This window comes from Psychrobacter sp. ANT_H56B (genome assembly GCF_008369245.1).
Classification (GTDB): domain Bacteria; phylum Pseudomonadota; class Gammaproteobacteria; order Pseudomonadales; family Moraxellaceae; genus Psychrobacter; species Psychrobacter cryohalolentis.
This window is the reverse complement of the sequence record NZ_VOBF01000002.1, coordinates 481,181-498,121: the sequence shown is the minus strand read 5'-3', so window position 1 is coordinate 498,121 and position 16,941 is coordinate 481,181. Positions and strand designations below refer to the sequence as shown.

The 16,941-nt window shown below is 41.8% G+C and carries 13 protein-coding genes and 2 pseudogenes; 3 read left to right on the top strand and 12 right to left on the bottom strand.

The window, feature by feature from the left end:
- A pseudogene (locus tag FQ082_RS04825) lies at positions 1-1,337 on the bottom strand (hypothetical protein); the annotation flags it as partial.
- Positions 1,338-1,409: 72 nt separating this feature from the next.
- Positions 1,410-2,375, bottom strand: a complete 966-nt coding sequence (locus tag FQ082_RS04820) for an OmpA family protein (RefSeq protein ID WP_149492243.1) — start codon at positions 2,373-2,375, stop codon at positions 1,410-1,412.
- Between the two features lie 449 nt (positions 2,376-2,824).
- On the opposite strand from FQ082_RS04820, the gene FQ082_RS04815 reads away from it, so the two are divergent.
- Positions 2,825-3,526 carry a hypothetical protein gene (locus FQ082_RS04815; protein ID WP_149492242.1) on the top strand — a complete coding sequence of 234 codons (702 nt, stop codon included), beginning with the start codon at positions 2,825-2,827 and terminating at the stop codon, positions 3,524-3,526.
- A gap of 573 nt (positions 3,527-4,099) precedes the next feature.
- On the opposite strand, the gene FQ082_RS04810 is transcribed toward FQ082_RS04815, so the two are convergent.
- Positions 4,100-4,432, bottom strand: a complete 333-nt coding sequence (locus FQ082_RS04810; RefSeq protein ID WP_149492241.1) for a hypothetical protein — start codon at positions 4,430-4,432, stop codon at positions 4,100-4,102.
- Positions 4,433-4,604: 172 nt separating this feature from the next.
- Between FQ082_RS04810 and FQ082_RS04805 the strand changes: the two genes are divergently transcribed.
- Positions 4,605-4,784, top strand: a complete 180-nt coding sequence (locus tag FQ082_RS04805) for a DDE-type integrase/transposase/recombinase (RefSeq protein ID WP_149492240.1) — start codon at positions 4,605-4,607, stop codon at positions 4,782-4,784.
- A gap of 82 nt (positions 4,785-4,866) precedes the next feature.
- Here FQ082_RS04805 and FQ082_RS04800 read toward each other — a convergent pair whose 3' ends face one another.
- The 3 genes and pseudogenes from FQ082_RS04800 to FQ082_RS13195 all read right to left on the bottom strand — a co-directional run.
- On the bottom strand, positions 4,867-5,802 hold the full coding sequence (locus FQ082_RS04800) for a response regulator (RefSeq protein WP_149492239.1): 936 nt from the start codon (positions 5,800-5,802) through the stop codon (positions 4,867-4,869).
- A gap of 33 nt (positions 5,803-5,835) precedes the next feature.
- Positions 5,836-8,193 carry an ATP-binding protein gene (locus FQ082_RS04795; RefSeq protein WP_149492238.1) on the bottom strand — a complete coding sequence of 786 codons (2,358 nt, stop codon included), beginning with the start codon at positions 8,191-8,193 and terminating at the stop codon, positions 5,836-5,838.
- Positions 8,194-8,624: 431 nt separating this feature from the next.
- Positions 8,625-8,753: pseudogene (locus FQ082_RS13195) on the bottom strand (transposase); the annotation flags it as partial.
- A 440-nt stretch (positions 8,754-9,193) separates the two neighbouring features.
- On the opposite strand from FQ082_RS13195, the gene FQ082_RS04785 reads away from it, so the two are divergent.
- On the top strand, positions 9,194-10,075 hold the full coding sequence (locus tag FQ082_RS04785; protein WP_149492237.1) for a hypothetical protein: 882 nt from the start codon (positions 9,194-9,196) through the stop codon (positions 10,073-10,075).
- 84 nt (positions 10,076-10,159) lie between these two features.
- On the opposite strand, the gene ampC is transcribed toward FQ082_RS04785, so the two are convergent.
- The 6 genes from ampC to FQ082_RS04760 all read right to left on the bottom strand — a co-directional run bounded on the left by ampC (position 10,160) and on the right by FQ082_RS04760 (position 16,901).
- Complete coding sequence (ampC, locus tag FQ082_RS04780) at positions 10,160-11,335, bottom strand: class C beta-lactamase (protein ID WP_149492236.1); 1,176 nt, start codon at positions 11,333-11,335, stop codon at positions 10,160-10,162.
- A 245-nt stretch (positions 11,336-11,580) separates the two neighbouring features.
- On the bottom strand, positions 11,581-11,859 hold the full coding sequence (locus FQ082_RS04775; RefSeq protein WP_262498158.1) for a twin-arginine translocase TatA/TatE family subunit: 279 nt from the start codon (positions 11,857-11,859) through the stop codon (positions 11,581-11,583).
- A 106-nt stretch (positions 11,860-11,965) separates the two neighbouring features.
- Positions 11,966-14,410 (bottom strand): copper-transporting P-type ATPase, encoded by a 2,445-nt coding sequence (locus FQ082_RS04770; RefSeq protein WP_149492235.1) that lies wholly within the window; start codon positions 14,408-14,410, stop codon positions 11,966-11,968.
- A gap of 348 nt (positions 14,411-14,758) precedes the next feature.
- Positions 14,759-14,917 (bottom strand): hypothetical protein, encoded by a 159-nt coding sequence (locus tag FQ082_RS12990; protein ID WP_181211022.1) that lies wholly within the window; start codon positions 14,915-14,917, stop codon positions 14,759-14,761.
- Positions 14,918-15,069: 152 nt separating this feature from the next.
- On the bottom strand, positions 15,070-15,819 hold the full coding sequence (locus tag FQ082_RS04765) for an MBL fold metallo-hydrolase (RefSeq protein ID WP_020443919.1): 750 nt from the start codon (positions 15,817-15,819) through the stop codon (positions 15,070-15,072).
- Positions 15,820-16,256: 437 nt separating this feature from the next.
- Complete coding sequence (locus tag FQ082_RS04760; protein WP_149492234.1) at positions 16,257-16,901, bottom strand: c-type cytochrome; 645 nt, start codon at positions 16,899-16,901, stop codon at positions 16,257-16,259.
- Positions 16,902-16,941: the final 40 nt, after the last annotated feature.

Here is a 16,941-nt window from a genome sequence, read left to right as displayed (position 1 = left end):
GTACCTGTCACAGCAAAGCCGTCAGTGGCTTCAGTGCCATTGACAATGTTGTCACCTGCGATTGGGCTATTGATGGTCGGCGCATCAGGCGCAATGGTGTCCACAGTGATGTCAGCGATGACGACACTTGTGTTACCCGCGCCATCAGTGGCGGTAGCTTTCAGGGATTCAGGCCCTTGACCCATTAGGTCAACGTCAGCCTTAGTGACGGGTATACTCCAGTTGCCATTGCTATCGACAAGCACGGGTTGACCAATTTGAATGCCCGCTGCATTGGTTAGGGTGATGGTGTCACCCGCGGTACCTGTACCTGTCACAGCAAAGCCGTCAGTGGCTTCAGTGCCATTGACAATGTTGTCACCTGCGATTGGGCTATTGATGGTCGGCGCATCAGCATCAGCATCAGCGTCAGCGTCAGCGTCAGCGTCAGCGTCAGCGTCAGCGTCAGCGTCAGCGTCAGCGTCAGCGTCAGCGTCAGCGTCAGCATCAGCGTCAGCATCAGCGTCAGCGTCAGCGTCAGCGTCAGCGTCAGCATCAGCATCAGCATCAGCATCAGCATCAGCATCAGCATCGGCATCGGCATCAGCATCAGCATCAGCATCAGCATCAGCATCGGCATCGGCATCGGCATCAGCATCGGCATCAGCATCAGCATCGGCATCGGCATCAGCATCGGCATCAGCATCGGCATCGGCATCGGCATCAGCATCAGCATCGGCATCAGCATCGGCATCAGCATCGGCATCGGCATCGGCATCGGCATCAGCGTCGGCATCAGCATCGGCATCAGCATCAGCATCGGCATCAGCATCGGCATCAGCATCGGCATCACTGTCGTCATTGTCGTTAGCACTAGAGAAAGCTGCTGCAAGCCCTACGCCTGCAAGACCCACCAACCATGGTAACGCATTAAAACCTTCAGTCTCTGTAGCACCTACCCACCAAGGCGCGACCTGTGGATTGCCGCCTAGCGCTTGACCCTGCATTTCACCTGCTTGTAGCTCAGTGACGTAGTCGCCAACTTCACCGGAATCAGGAATGTAATAATAATAACTGCCATCTTCAGCAACACCGATAAGAGCACTATCGATATCATCATAGAACCCTTCAATAATAAGATCAGGATTTTCATTATTGTCTTCAAAAGAGATATGCAGTGCTTTATCTATACGTTTGGTAACAATATGGTTCGGAGCGCGGCCCGTAGACTCATCAAGCAGCTCATAGTTCACTTTATCAACGGCTTTTATTATTGTAGGTTTACCATTTTGTGTCACAACCTTATGTTCAGTAATAGTTTCGGTTTGGGCGTTGACTTTGACAGTAATAGTGCTCATAAAATCATCCTTAATTAACTGGTTCTAAATGAGAGACCTATCCATATAGAAATATGAGTTCGTTTAGTTATTTCATTGACTAACGATAGCAACAACTCGGCGGTTGTTTTGACGACCCTTTTCAGTATCATTGGTATCCACTGGCATAGTTTCCCCATACCCTACTATGCTTAAACGCATAGCTTCAACATCGTACTGGTCTACTAAAATATCTTTAACCATATTTGCACGGGACTCCGAAAGCTTTAAGTTATAGCTTTCAGAACCTTTATTATCCGTATGACCTTCTAACGTAACTGACATCTGTGGATAAGCTTGAATAAAATTAGCCATGGTCCCTAACACTGCAGAGTGATTGCTTTTGATACCTGTACTATTGAAGTCAAACAGCAAATTAAACTGCGCGGGGTTTTTAATTTCCGTTTTATCTACCGCAGGGATCACTATTGGGTTTTGGGATGAAGCTAAAATTGGAGAGGATGTTGAAACATTGCAGCCCGATAAGACCCGACTGATCTGATGAGTTTGACGCGTCGTTTGATTTAATAACACCAATGCTTCATCCGCTGGTATCTGCTGAATAACAGGACTACCTGCTGCTGACAAGACAACTTGCAAATAAGTTGTTGTTTGAGGAATAAATTGATAATTTCCAGAATGAGAAATAACTTGACCACTTTCCTGATTTAATTTTCCTATAGTAATGATTTGATCGCCACTACAGATAACGGCATCTGAATAATGTCCGTTTTGAAGACTCACATGGAAGGTATTATCAGATCCCATTCCTATTTTGACATTATGTAACTGCTCGTTATCATTCGAGTCGCGGAAAAAGACAACCCTACTTTCATTAGCTGCTAAATTATTAGTATTGGGCATATAAAATATATCGTCAGTTTTTTCCCAAGTAACGGCTTTAACTTCATGGCTACTATTAGAGGTAGATAACATGGAATCGGTTTTTACAGTCTGACAACCTACTAAACCAATTGTTGAAAAAATCACGGTTGATAACAATACAGTTCTGCTGTCCATAGCATCTTATTCCCGTCAATGGAAAATCCAGCATATAAATATCAACAGCGTTACAAATATTTGATATTAGGGGTAAACTAGATTTTCCTAAAAAATTATGCCTCCAAAAAAAAGCAATAGCTAACTTTTACTGTGGCGTTCATTTTATTATATATACCTATATTTATAATGCAATCGAGTGATTTTAATCAAATACATACTTTGACTTTGAATACATAGTAGAACTTATTGTTATGTCATCTAAATTAAACTATGTAATGTTTTTCGAAATATTACATAAACGATCGTACAATATGGAGTCATTAATAACGGATAATTTCATATTGTATTTTATATATTTGATTAATAAAACTTTCAATAGAAAGTTTTATTTTTAGAAAATCTTATCAATATTTTGATAAACATATACATGGCTGCCACATTCTAAGATTAGAAAAAAAGGATTTTTTATGATGTCTCAATTCTTTAAAAAATGGTCAGCAGCGTTAGTATTTGCAATACTTCTACACCTAGGTATCTTCTTTCTCTTCTATATAAATTCGTATGAAAATCGTACAAACAATATGGTTAATAGTCAGGAATTTATTGAAGATACTACTATGCGTAATAATATAGAAAAGGATTATCTATCGACTATGACTCAAGCTCATATAACAACGCTTAATACTGCAGAAAAACACCATGACATTGACAAAATTCAAGAAAGAGATTTAGGTATACGCAAAGAACCAATCAGTAAAACTAAGGAGAAAATACCTAGTAAATCTTTAAAGGTTGTTAATCTTACCCCTACTTATCCCTCAAAAATGGAAACAATAAGCAATAAAAACTTACAAGAAAACAACGATATATTAGAGAATGAAAGAAGTATTGGTATAGAACCTAACAGTTTTCCTAATGAAGATTTAGCTGATATTAAAGATGATTTAGGTTTGCTTAATATAGATACGCCTATACGAAGTTTAAGATCTCAAACAGATAGTAAGTATCATCTCATAAAATCTGAAATAGAAGAAACTAACGACCAACTTAGCGATGCTATTAATGAAGTAAAAAAACGCAATCAACAAAAAATAGATCAAATACAACAACAGAATAAATATATTCATAATAGTGAAAGTAATGATTTAGCTATTGGTAATGCTGAATAAAAATTCATATTTTTATAAGAATTTTTTCACTAAAGATATATCGAAATTAATAATTTAAAATGTAGAAATTGAGCTATGCTCAGAAAAATGTAAAACCAAACTTGGTAAAATAAGCGTATTAACAGAAGCTTATCGTAACTAAGAAAGTTAGAAATTTATGACTGATTCAAGCTGCTAACCTTATAGGAACTAGGGTAGATCATCAATTAGCTCAGTTTGCTATACAGTCTAATTCACATAAAACCGATACATCATGTTTTGACGCGGCACTAGTATAAATTTTTCTAGCTTGCTGTGCCTGCGCAGACAGAGGCTGCAAAAAATTCATTCTAGTCTCGCTGTATCGTTTTTATACTGAGCTTACTATATCATTATCGCCTCAACATAAAAAAACGAAAGAACCAGAGAGGTATCTTTCGTTTAGGACTTGCTTAGCTATACTTAGTGAAACTCATACAGTATAGAAAATATAACACTACAGTGCGGCGTGGCTTAAGTCATATCATAACACCTAGACAAACACGCTCTTCCTTGCTTTATTTTTTATAGTTTATTAACTTGGTTAACATACCCCTACATCATCTCCTGATTAATACAATCATCCTTATGCAGTGCGTTGTAGAGCTTCGTCTCTGCAACTTTTATCAATGCCTCACGCTTAGCATAATCGTAACTTTGGGTAGCATTGGCATCAACTAATCGGTCTTGATTGTTCTCTTCTTGCCACCCAATGATACTCTGCAAAAGCTGGGCACAATAGGCTTCGTGCGCCTCATCAAACAAGGGCGTATCGGCGGTAGGTGCACTACCAATATCATCTGAGACCGTAGTGATTGCTAACATCATGATAGCGTCAAGACTTTGCTGACTAACTTGTATATCACTTTGCTTTTTTGTGGCGAACATTATCTTTCCCGCTGTTTTGTACTTAAGAATTTATAACTCGCTATACTAGATTTCTGATGTGACAAACTAATGACATCATCACAATTATTGTAATTAATTACAGCTTTCAACTGAACCGCCCGGGTATTGCTGGACACTCAACAGGAACGCGTATAAAGCCCATGAGAACCTATTGAACCGTAATTTTAGCCCAACTACGCTCAATCAAATTTGGACGGGCGACGTGACTTATATTCGTATCAAAAGCGGCTGGTGCTATCTAGCCGTTATTTTAGAATTATATGCCCGGCGTGTGGTGGGCTTTACCATCTCAGTCTCAGACTCCCCTGACAGACAGTGTGCTGACCGCTAAGGCGCTACAGATGGCATATCACACCAGTCAGACATTCGCTGAAGCTAATAGTGCCATTATTGATTATATCTGAGGCTATATTCTATCTAATAATGCGCCAACCTCTGAACTTGGCAAAGAAACCCTTAATTCTCTCAGAAAAATTCAAAGCCTCCAATTCTGTCACTTCTTCGACATGATGGCGAGCAGCCAGTATCGGCTGTTCTACCAATCTTTCGTGATGATCAAAAGCGCGATCCAGACTGATACTCATGATAGATAAGTTGGTCGGCCGTGGTAGGCAGCGATATACTTGACCTTTATTAATTAAATCAATGACCATATGGGCGTCTTTGAATTCAGTCAACATAAGAACCATCAAATCTGGCTGGATGTTTTTTAAGGCATAAACAATGGGGGTAATATTTTCTTTATTGAGTGTCGAATCCGTAATAGTGACGCCAAAGCGTTTTTTTTGTAATAACTTTGCTGCCTGTTCAAGGTTACTGGCCCAACTCACGGTATAAGCACTCTTAAAGTGACTTTTTATTTGCTGATAGACGCTCTCGTCGTCATCTAATACCAATATGTTACGATTGCTACCAGTGCCACCACTAACTTTTTGAGTATCATTACCTTGCATAGTGTTTTGGGTGATTTCCTGAGTTTGCTGAGCAATTTCTGTAGCTTTATTGACGATTTGCTTAAGCTCATCATTTTGCCATGGCTTAGTGATATACCGATAAATTTCGCCCTCGTTCACAGAGTCAATCACTGCATTTAGATCCGCATAACCAGTTAACAAGATACGAATAGTATTTGGCGAAGCCGCTTTGATATCACGCAACACTTCTGTACCTTGCTTATCTGGCATGCGTTGGTCGCTGATGACCACTTGCACATCATGCTCGCTAACATACTTCATCAATTCGCTAGCATCAGTGGTGATAAATACATCATGTGACTGGCGAAAATGCATTTTTAAACTGCGTAAAATGCGTGGCTCATCATCGATAAAAGCGATTTTTGGTTTTTGCATGACGCTCTCTTTAAATAAGTGATGGGAAGTCTCTTAACTTTCAAATAAGGCTTGTGAAGGTTTAGGTTCATGAGCGCTAGACTGTATCGGTAACTTAATAGTAAACGTCGTGCCCGCGCCAACGATTGAGCTAACCTCGATGTATCCACCATGTTGCTCGATGATTTGTGCCGTAATGGCCAACCCTAGCCCCGTGCCATCGCCTGCTTTTTTGGTAGTAAAAAACGGCTCAAAAATCTTCGCCAGCGTATTTTCTTGGATACCGACACCATTGTCTTTGACACTCACGATAATGTGCTGCTGCGCCTTATCGATAGACGAGCTGACTTGCAATGTCCCTTTATGATCAGCTGGCATGGCTTGGGCGGCATTATTAAATAGGTTCAATAATACTTGGTTGACCTGTGAAGGGTTGCATTGAATCGGTGGCAGCTCAGCTAAATTGGTTTTGACGTCTAGAGTTTTTAAATTATTGCGCGCCATAATCAATGAGGTATTGATACAATCATTGATATCAACATCTTTTACCTTAGATTCATCAATTCGAGAAAAGTCGCGTAAGCTGACGACCAGCTCGGCAATCTGATCGACGCCGTAAAGTCCATCTTTAATCAAATCGGCCAAATCTTCACTGACCTCATCTTCTTTAATTTCCTCACAGCATTGTAAGGTTTGCTCTATCAGTTGCTCGACTTGTTCTTGATTGATAGTTGGTGCTTTTAAGACCTGCAATAATTGATCAGTATGTTGTAGCAACTCATCAAAACGCATGAGATTATCGCCAACCAATTCCATGTTACTTCGCACGTAGCCGAGTGGCGTGTTGACCTCATGCGCCACACCTGCCACCATTTGGCCAAGCGTAGCCATTTTTTCGGAGCGCACCAGATGCACTTGTGAAGCTTTTAACTCATCCATGGCTTGCTGTAAGTCTTGCGTGCGGGCAGCGACTTGCTTTTCTAGATGCACATTGATTTCAGCAAGTGCGCCTTCATTTTCGACGACGCGGTCAATCAGTTGATTGGTCTGCTCACTGATGATTTGAATCTCGCTGACATTTGAATGAGGCAGTTTGTGCGCGCTTAATTGTTGATATTTTTTTTGTTCAATTAACACCCCCATGTCAGCCACTGACTGTGCCATGTGCTTTAGCGGCCGCGTAAAGTAGCGACGAAACACCCATGCGGTCAACAATAAAATAGGGATAAAACCCAGCAGCATGGCTTGAATCAGTTTATTGGACAGCGCATTTGCCACGATCATCATGTCATTATCAGGCTTGACGATGACCATCTTCCAATACGTAAAGGGCATGCGAAAAACGAAAGCGGTGGCAGGCTGCTGCAACACAAAATCATTGGGCACAGCGATGGTATCGACCAAATGACTGTCTACCAAATTGAACGTTTGGTCGATATTTAACAGCAATAATGCTGAGAGCAATTTGGACTCTTGCTCGCTGATTTTATTCAGATTGGTCGTACTTAGAATACTACGTGCAGCGAGCGTATAGCGGCTTTCATCTTTAGTTACTGCCTCATCTATCAGTGTCTGATTAATACTATCTAGACTGTCCGCAATAGGGGCAAAGCTAGGGTTGCTCTCAGCTAGCTGCCGTGCCGTTATGACCTCGCCTTGACTGCTATCTTTAGTTGCGTGCATGATCATCGACTGATCGGGAAAGGTCAAAAACCGATTGTCCAAGTCTACTAAAAAGACATAACCACCCAGCTTATCTTGCCACTTTTTCATCGCCTCGCCGAGGTTATCGAGTAACAGATTGAAACTCACCACTCCATCAAAAGCCTGATTGCGACTGTCGTATAAAGCCTTGGCACACGTCATCATCGGCTGATTACTCACCGGATCGACATAGGCACGACTCCAAACACAGTGGTCATGACGCGCGTACATTGCAGGAATGTACCACCAATCACGATAATAGGGATTCGGAGTTTGGCGCACTTGATTATAGCCCGCTAATGGCTGCATATTGCCTGAGCTATCGCGCGCCCACACAAATGACTGCCGTTCTCGACCCTCAGCGTACATATTTGGATCAAACCATACGCCACCGCCTACAATGCGTTGATCCATTTGTTGCATGAGATTACCAAAGGTTTCTTTATAAAGGATGTCTTGTTTTGGTAAGCCACCAGCCATCGTACTGGTGGCTTTGGCCAATCCGTCGACATGGTTGATACTCGCCATAATGCTATTGATGGCTTCATTACCTGTTTCAACCACTGTTTCTGAAGTCATCTCCAGTATGCGCGGCTTAGCTTGGGTTTCGATGACCCAGTACACCAGCAAAATAATAAGCAAAAAAGCCAATGTTAAGATAATCAATATACGGGTGGAAATACTACCAAACCGACCAACAACCTTCATAAACACACCTAATATCTATGCGCTAACTGTTATCAACAAATCAGTGAATGACTAAAGAGATGATTGATACGCAACCGCTATTTATAGTGAGCTCAAGAATACGATGCCGTTATGACAATACGATGACAAAAATCGTGTTTTACCGTATGGTAGCTATTGTCTGTCTATGCGCAGCAGCTATATGATCTCTTCATTATTTATTTTTGCGACTTTTTTAGCATAAACAACATTCCTCTTATTGCGAGCCTACGTCAGGCTTGGCAATGCCATTATTGCTTTAGATAAGGAAAAAATTACAGCTAAAGAGACAGTCCTTATTATGGGAAAGCCCACTCTAATTGGACCATGGAGAAGAGAAGTGACTATAGTCAGTTTAATATAAAATCGATACAGCCCATGTCATGAAATAGTTTAGGTAGATTCTTCTCCCTCTATCCTTGGCGTAGAAATTTAGCTTTTGCCCACTTCTTCTGGATAGGATTTAGATCAGGGCTATATAGTGGTAAAAATAACAGGCGATCGCCGTGCCTATTAATTAGCTTTTGCACGCGTTTATGAAAGCTTGCGTTATTGACCTATGCTGACAATACTGTAGAAACTAACTTAGGAAATTTTAATAAGAAAGCTTAATGATGATGACCCATGCTATCGACCTCATAGCCATTAAATTCATATCCAACACTAGAGGTTCGATTTCCATATAGGGAATTGAACCCAATTAAAGCACCTTAACAAGTATTATGTTATTCAGTGATTTCGGTACCCTATTAAAGACTCGAGTGTTTAGCTATAGGCTAATGGTATCAGTATTTTTATTCTCTGAAATAGCTACAGTGTATTTCTTGATATACATGCCATACATATACTATTCGTGATCGGTGCGCTGTGTACGTATCAATCAAACTTTAGCATCAATGAAATCGAGCATAAAAAAGACAGTTTATACAAGGTTCATTAAGGTATATATTAATATCAATGACTCGAATTCGGGAATCAAGCCATGTTAACTTTTCATTCAAAACCATCATTGCCGATAATTAAGACGGCAATGATTTCTACTTTATTAATTGGTACTGTCCAACTGATGATAGGTTGTGACTCACAGCCCTTATCTTCGAATAATGACGGCATTGCACAAACGAATACTGCACAAACGAATACTGTAGATAAAGACATGGCTAAGAATGATGAGGTGTCTGCTAACCTAGCGCCTACAGATTCTGGTGCTATGGATAAAACACAAGCTAACGACGCAGCATATCTATCCGATGAGCAAATCGTCAGCCCGTTAGGGTATCAAAATTTAAGCTTCGGTCAGGTTATTACCCCTGAATTACTAAGTAGCCTAGGAATGACCAAAGCCAAGGGCGATAACGAACAGTGCTACTACGTCAGTAATCCAGCACTGAGTTATGTCGATAAAGAGTACGGTGATCGTGCTTCTGTGCTATATCAAATCATAGACAACAAGGTTGCCCTGATCAGTATTCAGGATCCAAGCATCACGTTTTATAAAGACATCAACATTGGTGATTCAGCCACAGCGGTTATGAAAGCACATAATGATGAGCTTGACTACGAAGTCGATAAATATGCAGTTGATGGTGACTACTATAGCCTGATTGCTAATGTTAATTTCAAGGTAATAAAAGAAGGTCCACTCGGAGAATCATTGAAAGACGAAAATATTGAGGTTAATAATAAACAGGACAAGCTGCCTCTACAAATTGAATATCACATCAAGGGCGGTCAAAAGCTGAGTGATTCTACGATTAAGGCGACTGAGTGGATAGCAGACAATAAAAACCTATTAAAAGGTGAGGTAGAAAGCATCGATATTGGTATACCAGAAGCGGTTTATTTGGTGGAAGGCTGCTCTTAAAAGTTGAACACAAAAAAATTAGCATCTAGCTGGGTTATTAGTGAAAGGCCATTTTTATAAGGTTGCTTTGTGACTCATGCTCAATCAATGAGTTATTGCACTCTCTAAAATCGTATACGCTGCTTTGACCCTATCTGCATTGGGATAGTTTTTATTTGCCAGAATAACAATGCCTGATTTTTTACTAGGAATATAGGCGATATAGCCACCGAACCCATTAGTAGCGCCTGTTTTGTTGACCCAGACGTTGTTTAAAATAGGCGTTGGATGATTGTCTGCTTGAATGGTTTGAGGCTTTAGCACCACGTCCATTGAGTTACCTTCGAGTAAGGTATTTAGCTGAGTAGGATAAGGGTACATCTCCCATCCTAACCCTTGTGTAAAAGTGCTCGCCTGATAGTAACCCTTTCTATTATTGTCTAACGCTTGCTGAATATCTTTATCCAACGACACAAGACCCATATTAGCCGCCATAAACTGCATCATATCTCCAATGGTTGATTTAATGCCATAAGCTTCAGCGTCTAACATGCCAGGATTGACTCGGATAGCATCACCAGCAGCGTTATAACCAAATGCATAATCCGCCATTTTGTCATTAGGCACATTGATAAAGGTGTTGGGCATATTGAGTGACGGCAGTATTTTTTCTTCCATCAATTGTGTGTAATCAGCATCCATGCTTAATGCCGATATATAGCCAAACAACCCTATGCTGGCATTGGAATACAAACGCTTTGAGTTGACAGGAAAGACTGGCTGCCAAGATTTATAATAACGAAGCAACTCTTTATTGTTTTTGACGTCATCAGGTACTTGTAGCGGTAGACCACCAGCTGAATAGGTGGCTAGGTTTATAAGCTTGGTGTTGCCAATGGCGCTGTTTTTTAGGTAAGGAATATATTTATCAGCGGTATCTTCTAATGCAAGTGTGCCATTTAATTCTGAATAACTGGCTAAGGTAGCCGCAAACGTCTTACTGATTGAGCCTAGCTCAAAAATAGTGTTTTCTGAGACAGGTATTTTGGCTTTCTTATCAGCCAAACCATAATGATAGAAGTGTGATTTACCATCAATAATAATGCCAAAAGCCATCCCTGAAATATTATGCTCATTCATTAATAATCTGGCTTGCTGATCAACGGCATTTTTCAGAAGATCATCACTGTCAGCTGCCTGTACGGTTCCAGATAGTAATGCTGCTGTCACTAAAGCGGTGAGTCCTACTTGATTTAAAAGGGTTTGAACGGATTTTTTCATTATAGGGCTTCTTGTTTATTGTAATAGATGAACTAAGAATTTAATGCGTATGCAAATAGCTTTTTGCTTTCAGTTCGGGTATGCCGTTTTACATTATCTCAGAATGCTGAATCCCCGACAATCTTAGCGATTTAGTATCATAGAATGGATCTTTTAGGGTATACCTCAAAGGGATCATTGAAAACTGGCTTCTTCTATCTAAAGACATTTTTCATAATATTTCTTATTGGAACAAAAGGCACTCTTCATACTTTGTGTTGATCATCAGTGGTAATAGGGCTGACTTCCATATCATCAACCTGAGTATCTACCTGCGTATTTAAATCATTACTTGCAGCAGGCGTACTATTTTTATGGCTAAGCATACGATTCTTGCGAGCATGCTCGGCTTCTTCATCTTTGACCGCTTCTTTAAAACCCTTTACCGCACCGCCTAAATCCTTGCCAGCATTTTTAAGCTTAGCAGTGCCAAACACGACCACTACTACTACTACTACTACTACTACTACTACCAATAAAATCAGCTAATGTGTAATAGAAAAACTGCCCATAACGGTATCCTTATATCTTAGGCCTTGATAAGACCAGTATGTGTATGTGTGCTTTAAAACCCTCTTAACCGTACCAAAATTACAGCTTCAAACGTCGCAACCGCAGCGCGTTACCAACAACAGATACTGACGAGAGACTCATAGCCGCCGCCGCTATCATTGGACTTAGTAAAAGCCCGAAGAACGGATACAGAACACCCGCCGCAATCGGCACCCCAAGGGCATTGTAGATAAAAGCAAAGAACAGGTTTTGTCTGATATTGCGCATCGTAGAATGGCTCAGTTTATGGGCTCTTACGATTCCCATCAGATCACCTTTCACTAACGTGATCCCAGCACTCTCCATGGCCACATCTGTTCCTGTGCCCATGGCGATGCCGACATCTGCTTGGGCAAGAGCGGGAGCATCGTTAATACCGTCACCCGCCATAGCCACAACCTTGCCACTACTTTGCAACTCTTTGATGATACGGTTTTTGTCTTCTGGAGAGACGTCCGCATGTACTTCATCAATATTCAGTTTGCTAGCAACGGCTTTAGCCGTTATTTCATTGTCACCTGTCAGCATAACCACCCGCAGTCCAGCTTTGTGCAACAGCGATATTGCTTCGCTTGTACTTGGCTTGATCGGATCAGCCACTGAGATTAGACCAGCTGCTTGCCCATCTACGGCGACGAACATGACGGTTTCACCATCTTTTCTACGTATGTCGGCGCGTTCTGAAAGTGTGCTGTCAAAACTATTCAGGCGCTCCATGAATTTTGAATTGCCTACAGCGACCTGTTTACCATTAACCAGCGCCTGCGCGCCTTCACCCGTGGTTGAGCTAAAATCGCTGGCTTTGATCATATTGAGAGATTTTGCCTTTGCTGCTTTGACGATAGCTTCTGCCAGAGGATGTTCGCTGGCAGTCTCTACCGCTGCGACAAGTATAAGCAGCTCATCCTCGTCTAAGCCACCAAGCGCTTCGATAGCGGTGAGCTCTGGTTTACCTGCTGTCAGCGTTCCGGTTTTATCGACAACGATGGTGTCGACTTTTTCCATGCTCTCTAACGCTTCAGCATTCTTGATAAGTACGCCATTTTGCGCGCCCTTACCAGTGCCCACCATAATCGACATCGGTGTGGCGAGCCCTAATGCACAAGGGCAGGCGATGATTAATACAGCGATGGCATTGACCAGCGCAAAAGCCATTGCAGGCGCAGGCCCAAATATCGCCCAGACAATAAAGGTAATGACAGAGCAAATAAGTACGATGGGCACGAACCATCCAGCTACCTTATCAACCAGTTTCTGTATTGGTGCGCGACTGCGCTGGGCTTCAGCGACCATTTTGACGATCTTGGATAATACGGTGTCATCACCAACATCAACCGCTTTGATCAGTAGTGTCCCAGTACCGTTGACTGTGCCGCCGGTGACCGTATCCCCTTGTTCCTTTAACACTGGAATGGGTTCACCAGTTACCATCGATTCATCAATGCTACTACTACCATCAAGTACCGTGCCGTCTACAGGAAGCTTTTCTCCTGGCTTGACTCGCAATCTGTCGCCGCTGATCACTTCGTCAAGTGATACTTCGGTCTCGACATCGTTCTCATCCACACGTCTTGCCGTTGGTGGTGCCAGCTCGAGTAACGCACGGATTGCTCCTGAGGTTTGACTTCTGGCTTTGAGCTCTAACACTTGACCCAATAGCACCAAGGTCACAATGACCGCTGCCGCTTCGTAGTACACCCCTACTTGGCCAGTGGCGTCCCTAAAGCTGTCTGGAAAAATATCCGGAAGGAAGGTTGCTACCAGACTGAAACCAAAAGCTGCGCCTACACCAACTGCAATCAGAGTAAACATGTTTAGGTTTCGACTTTTTATTGATTGCCAGCCACGGACGAAGAACGGTGTGCCTCCCCATAACACGACAGGTGTTGCAAGCGCTAGCTGAATCCACTGAGCGATCTGTCCAGAGATATCACCTTGACCAAGGTTGTCTAAGCTTAGACCTACCATGTCACTCATAGCATACAGAAATAGCGGTATGGTCAACACCGTACAAATCCAGAAACGGCGTGTCATATCGTCGAGCTCTGAGGTGTCCTCCTCACCAATAGTAGCCGTCTCTGGTTCAAGTGCCATTCCACATATTGGACAGCCGCTATTCTTCACATCTCTGACTTCTGGATGCATGGGACAAATATAAACGGCACCATTATAATCAGCTGGGACTTTGTCGTATTTGCCGCCTTTGACAGATTTTACCTTAGTACGGTCAGTATCTTTGCCATGACAATGTGAATGACTGTCTTCATCAGTAACCTCGTCTTCAGGTTTAAGAGACATGTTGCATATTGGGCAGCCGCTATCTGTAACGTCTTTCACCTCTGGATGCATCGGACAAGTATAAACGGTGCCATTATAATCAGCTGGCACTTGGTTATACTCTTTGAAGGTAGTATGGGTTTGATTAGTATTCTTTGAATCTTGACCATTAAGGCCATTCTTTTTATCGCTATTAGTAGGATTCATCAGATAACTCCTTCACTTATATTGAGTAAAGATTGCGCTCTAACTCAATGGTTAAGAGATGCCCGTTATCATGATTACTATTTGATAAAATCTTAATTTTGATGTTAGAGACGGATGCTAGACAAAAGGTAATATGTACCAATAGCACTTAAAATTGGGCTACTGTTAGGCTACTGAAGAAAGGCGTATAGCGAAAGTCTCAGCCATCCAATAATATATTTGCACCTAACCTTAAAGAGCAATAACTCTCTATTGGATAGTTTTATCTAAAATATAGATTCAGACTCTACGAGATCGCTACTCAAAAGCCATTTTCCGACGACTACACGCATCTCTTTATTACAAGCTTTAATCTGGTTTACGGAGATATTTCAGAATTGCCATCAATATAAACACAAGTACAGCAAAAAGAAGTAGCGCAAACAGTAGGCAGAGAATCATCCAGCCCCAGCCCATCCCTTGCATCATCGTTCCCTGCATCATTTCTCCATTCATTATGCCGTTCATAATAGTATTTCTCCGTAGATTATAGTATTGGCATTAATAGTAGTGTGCGCGCTAAGCATGGGAATATCAAATGCTCATTAATTACATCTCTTCAAGGTCAGAGCCGATAAATTAATCATCGTTAAATGTCGACTCTCTTAAAATCCGTAACATTATCCTTGAGGGCTCTGCATCATCTGGCGACAGTAAGTGGCTAAATTTTCTGGTAAATCCTCTGGGCAGACGCCACACTGCTGGTTGCCAGGAACAGCATAATCAATAAATTTCGGATATGATAGATTTAGGTTGCTCATGATGACCTTGAATTCTTCGAGTGATATGTCCCCGCCAAGCCGTGGATTGCGCTTTTTTTCCTGAGCGATTGAAGAGACAAAGCGCTCCTTGTAGTCGTGCGCAGGATAGACCAGCGTGTCGTCTGGTAAAGAAAAAAGTTTCTGCCGCACAGATTTATACAGCGCATCGGCATCGCCATTCTGGAAGTCGGTCCGGCCACATCCATCGATAAGTAAAGCATCGCCAGTGAATACCCTCTCATTAAAGAGATACGCAAAATGACCATCGGTGTGTCCCGGCGTATGCAATGGGTGCAGGGTAATACCAGCAACCTGCAAAGGTGTTCCTTCTTCCAGCCCGACATCCACACATGGTAGACGGTCAAAGGCAGGCGCTGCGATCTTGCTACCGACGGCACGCTTCATCTCCAACGCTGCAGTAATGTGATCTGCGTGGATATGCGTGTCAACTGTGTAGACCAAATCCAGTCCCAATCTATGGATTTCAGCCAAGTCACGATCCATGGTCGCTATGACCGGATCAATCAGGATAGCCTGACCTGTATCCTCGTCCCCTAACAGATAGGTATAAGTGCTCGAAAGGGGTTCGTACAATTGACGAAATATCATGATTATTCCTTGTATAAGGTAAGGGCTGATGCCCAACACACTGGTTATTGCACTTATTTTTTATATATTATGTTCTAATATAGTGTATTCATAAAGCATTACTCTGTATGGTTTTTATGTGACATTAGCAGACCAAAGCTGTTGGACTCGTGGGTCCTCGATATTTGCTCTTGAGCTGGTCAATACGGCAAGCGAGTGATGCGGTATCATCAATGAATTGCTGTATTAAATAACCATAGTGTTAAGATTGGTTCTTAGGTTATTACACGCCCTTTCATAATCTTCTCTCTTTATATAATCTTCCGTAATACTAAACATCATATCTTCAGTATATGAATTTAATGACCATGACATCCACAGCACGGTTCATTACCATCAAGCTGACTGATTAAACTCTCCCAAGTTAGTGACTAAAGAGTTTATATCATAAAATAAAATTATTCACTCGGATCAGAAGCCGGTGGAAAGTCATGACGGAGCTGAGCAACGTTGGCAGCAGTGACTGTATCGGTAAATTTATTAAGGTCACTATGCACATATTGAGTGACCGCTGCTATTTGTTCATCATTCATCATACTTTGAAAGGATGGCATACCGCGCAGACCATTTATCACAACACTAATAATATAGTACTTTGATTGCATCTTACTGTTATCAGCAAGCGGCGGATAGTAACCTGCCCCCTTTGCACCCTTACCATCTTGCATATGACAGCCAGCACAAGAATCATTATAGAGCTTTTTACCATTGGTAGTAATAAACCCCTTTTTACCTTCAGAGCTACCTTCGAACTTTGCTAACCACTTTTGCAAGCTAGCATCTTCTACCATTTTCGGTAGTGAGCTGACATCGACGATATTGGCTGTTGGCGACCTAAGTGCTTCTTTATTCATATACACTGCACCCCATGCACCATTATTGCGACTGGCTTGATTATCAAAGACCATTTGCGTGGTTTGTTGCTGACTGGCGAGAGGGACAACGTTGGCTTTAGTGGATTGGCTACAGCTTGATAGCGCGACTGTGCTTCCGATACCTAGTATCATTACCACAGCAAGCAGGTTTGGTTTGATCATGTCCATGATTACCTCTGAATTTATTATGATTAATTTACTGTAATAA